At 72.0% G+C, this 2,909-nt stretch carries 2 protein-coding genes; both read right to left on the bottom strand.

Annotation, left to right across the window (positions count from 1 at the left end):
- Positions 1-1,279, bottom strand: a 1,279-nt coding sequence (ligA, locus tag Q8M88_RS09180; protein WP_371132656.1) for an NAD-dependent DNA ligase LigA, incomplete at its 3' end; no start/stop codon positions are given.
- A gap of 37 nt (positions 1,280-1,316) precedes the next feature.
- Positions 1,317-2,909: DNA repair protein RecN (locus tag Q8M88_RS09175; RefSeq protein WP_305596605.1), on the bottom strand; the 1,593-nt coding region annotated here is incomplete at its 5' end.

Here is a 2,909-nt window from a genome sequence, read left to right as displayed (position 1 = left end):
CCGCGCCCGACGCCGTCGTCTCGCGCGCCAGCGGCGTCTCCAGCGGGCACGGGCAGTGCGTCGGGAACTCGAACGGCTCGGCGCCCTCGGGCCGCGCCTCCAGCACCGGGCCGACCACCTGCGGGATCACGTCGCCGGCCCGCTGGACGATCACCGTGTCGCCGATGCGCACGTCCTTGCGCGCGATCTCGTCGGCGTTGTGCAGGGTCGCATTGACCACCACCACGCCGCCCACAGTCACGGGCGACAGGCGCGCCACCGGCGTGATCGCGCCGGTTCGCCCCACCTGGATGTCGATCGCTTCCAATACGGTGCGCGCCTGTTCGGCCGGAAACTTGCGCGCCACCGCCCAGCGCGGCGAGCGCGAGACGAAGCCCAGCCGTTGCTGCCAGTCCAGCCGGTCGACCTTGTAGACCACCCCGTCGATGTCGAACCCCAACTTGGGGCGCACCGCCTCCATGCGTCGATAGGCCTCCAGCAAACCCTCCGGCCCCTCCACCCGCTCCGATTGCGGCGTCGTGGCGAACCCCCAGGACTTCAAAGCTTGCAGAGCCGCCCATTGGCTTTCGGCGAACGGCCCGCTGGTCAGGCCCCAGGCGTAGGCGAAGAACCGCAGCCGGCGGCCGGCGGTGATCTTCGCATCGATCTGCCGCAGCGACCCTGCCGCGGCGTTGCGCGGGTTCACGTAGGTGCGCTGTCCGGCCGCTTCCGCCGCGGCGTTCAGGGCGGCGAATTCCTCATGGCCTAGATAGACTTCGCCACGCACCTCGATCACCGCCGGCCAGCCCGAGCCGGACAGCCGCTTGGGAATCTCGTCGAGCGTACGCAGATTGGCGGTGACATCCTCGCCCACCCGTCCGTCGCCCCGCGTCGCCCCCTGCACCAGCCGGCCATCCTCGTAGCGCAGCGACGCCGACAGTCCGTCGATCTTCGGCTCTGCGGTGTAGGCCACCACGTCTTCCAGCCGCAGGAACCGGCGCACCCGCGCATCGAACTCCAGTGCGTCCTCGTCGGAGAACGCATTGTCGAGTGACAGCATCGGCGTGCCGTGTTCGACGGCGGAGAACTGCTCGGCGCGCGCGGCGCCGACCCGCAGCGAAGGTGAGTTCTCGCGTACAAGATGCGGAAAACGTTCCTCGATCTCGGCGTTTCGCCGCTTCAGCGCGTCGTAGTCGCCGTCGGAAATCGTCGGTGCGTCGTCGCGATGATAGCGCAGGTCGTGGGTGGCGATCTCGTCGGCGAGCGCGGTCAACGTCTCCAGCGCCTGGGCCTCCGACATTTCCTCGGCGGGAGCGTTCGCTTTGGCCTTGGGCGTCTTAGGCATGCATCAGCGCCCTCGCGGCCGCGCGCGCGGCGTCGGTGACCTGGGCTCCGGCCAGCATGCGCGCGATCTCCTCTTCGCGGTCGGCGGGCGACAGGGCTTCCACCAGGGTGCGCAGACGCTCGCCCTCGCCGGCCTTGGCGATCCGCCAGTGCGCGTCGGCGCGCGCCGCCACCTGGGGGCTGTGGGTCACCACCAGCACCTGGGCTTCGGTCGCCAGCCTGCGCAGCCGCAGGCCCACGGCGTCGGCCACCGCGCCGCCGACGCCCTGGTCCACCTCATCGAAGATCATCAAGGGCTGCACGCCGCCGCGCTCGGCCAGCGCCGCCTTCAGCGCCAGCGCCAGCCTGGCCAACTCGCCGCCCGAGGCGATCGCGCCAAGCTCGCCGAACGGCGCGCCGGGATTGGTGGCGATCTCGAAAGCCACGCGATCGCGTCCTGCGGGTCCGGCGCGATCCTCCGGCAGGGTCTCCACCGCCACGCGGAAGCGCGCCTTGTCCAGCTTCAGCGGCGGCAACTCGCCAGCCACCGCCTTGGTCAGGCGCTCGGCCGCCTTGCCCCGCGCCACGCTGAGCGCATCGGCCTCGGCCATGTAGGCCGCACGCGCCTGGGCGACCGTCGCCTCGGCGGCGCGCAGCGCCTCTCCTGACGACTCCACCGCCCGCAGCCGTTCGGCGAACCGCGTGCGCAGGTCTGGCAGCAGTTCCACCGACGAGCCGAGCTTTCGCGCCATCCCCCGCAGCTCGAACAGCCGCTCCTCAGCCTTTTCAAGCTCATCTGGCCGAAAGTCGAACGCATCAGCGACCGCGTCGACCGCCGCCTCCGCCTCCTGCGCCTCGATCAGCACCCGGTCGATCGCGCCGGCGGTGTCGGCTAATCGGCGAACGATCGCGCCGTCATGCGCCGCGCCCGCGCCCAGCGCCCGCTCACGGGCCCGCTCCAACGCCCGCACCGCGCTGGCCAGGCGGCCGGCGAGACCGTCGAAGGCTTCACGCGCACCGGCGATGTCGGCGAGCGCCTTCTCCGCGGCTCCCAGCACGGCGCGACGTTCGGCCAGGTCGGTCTCTTCGCCAGGCCGGGGAGCCAGTCGGTCAAGCTCCGACAGCCGCAGGGTCAGCTCCTCGCTCTCGGCCGCAGCGCGCTCGACGTCCGCGCGCAGGGCGTCCATCCCCGCCAGGGCCGCACGCCAGGCCGCCCAGCGATCGCCCAGCGCCCGCGCCTGCACGTCCAGGCCGCCATAGGCTTCGAGCATGCCCCGGTGGCGGCGCGCGTCCAGCAGCCCGACGGTCTCGTGCTGCCCGTGCACCTCGAGCAGCAGTTCGCCGATCTCCTTCAGCACGCCGACGCCCGTCGCCTGGTCATTGACAAACGCGCGGCTGCGGCCGTCGGCGCTCAGCGTGCGGCGCAGCACCAGGTCCTCATCGCGGGCATAGCTCAAGCCCTTGTCGTCGAGCACGGTCCACACCGGATGATCAGGCGGCGGCGCGAACACCGCCGAGGCCACGGCCTGGGCCGCGCCGTGCCGCACCAGCCCCGCGTCGCCGCGCGCGCCGACCGCCAAGCCCAGGGCGTCGAGGATGATCGACTT

The organism is Phenylobacterium sp., assembly GCF_030693805.1.
Lineage (GTDB): Bacteria > Pseudomonadota > Alphaproteobacteria > Caulobacterales > Caulobacteraceae > Phenylobacterium.
This window is presented reverse-complemented; position numbering and strand designations above follow the sequence as displayed.